This is a genomic window from Candidatus Symbiopectobacterium sp. NZEC135 (assembly GCF_025962695.1).
On the sequence record NZ_JAGFPF010000741.1, the window covers coordinates 1 to 991 of the forward strand.

The following is a 991-nucleotide window of genomic DNA, read 5'->3' on the forward strand; positions in this document are numbered from 1 at the left end:
ACCCGTGTCACCGACAGCAACACGCTGGATCTGGTGAAACAGGCCGCAGGCATGCTGCAACTGGATATCACCGCGCGCCTTTCCATGAGTTTGAATAATACGCCGCTACAGGGCGCGCACATCAACGTGGTGAGCGGCAACTTTATTATCGCCCAGCCGTTGGGGGTGGATGATGGCGTGGACTACTGCCACAGCGGTCGCATCCGGCGTATCGATGAAGCGGCGATACATCGCCAGCTAGACAGTGGTGCCATTGTGCTGCTCGGCCCGGTTGCCGTCTCTGTCACGGGCGAGAGTTTCAATCTGACGTCTGAAGAAGTGGCTACCCAGTTGGCCATCAAGCTGAAGGCCGAGAAAATGATCGGCTTCTGTTCGTCTCAAGGGGTTACCACGCAGGATGGCACCATCATTTCTGAATTGTTCCCCGACGACGCCCAGCGCTGCATTGAAGAGCGTGAAGCCGATGGCGATTACAACTCGGGGACGGTGCGTTTCTTGCGCGGTGCGGTGCGCGCGTGCCGCAGCGGCGTGCGCCGTAGTCACCTGATCAGCTATCAGGAAGACGGGGTGCTGGTGCAAGAACTGTTCTCGCGCGACGGTATCGGTACGCAGATCGTCATGGAGAGCGCGGAGCAAGTGCGTCGTGCCACCATCAACGATATTGGCGGCATTCTCGAACTGATCCGCCCGCTGGAACAGCAGGGGATACTGGTGCGCCGCTCGCGCGAACAGTTGGAAATGGAGATCGACAAGTTTACCGTGGTGGTCCGCGATAACCTGACCATCGCCTGTGCCGCGCTGTATCCGTTCCCTGAAGAGAGCATCGGAGAAATGGCCTGCGTCGCGGTACATCCTGATTACCGCAGTTCCTCGCGCGGAGACATGTTGCTGCAACGCGTTGCGGCACAGGCGCCTCAACAGGGGCTGAAGACACTGTTCGTCCTCACCACGCCCAGCATCCATTGGTTCCAGGAGCGCGGCTTTCAGCCCG

Annotated in this window: 1 protein-coding gene; it reads left to right on the forward strand. The window is 59.4% G+C overall.

Features of this window, described 5'->3' with window-relative positions; translation table 11 throughout:
• The coding region (gene argA / locus J5224_RS30120) for an amino-acid N-acetyltransferase (RefSeq protein WP_264628724.1) at nt 1–991 on the forward strand (991 nt) is incomplete at both ends.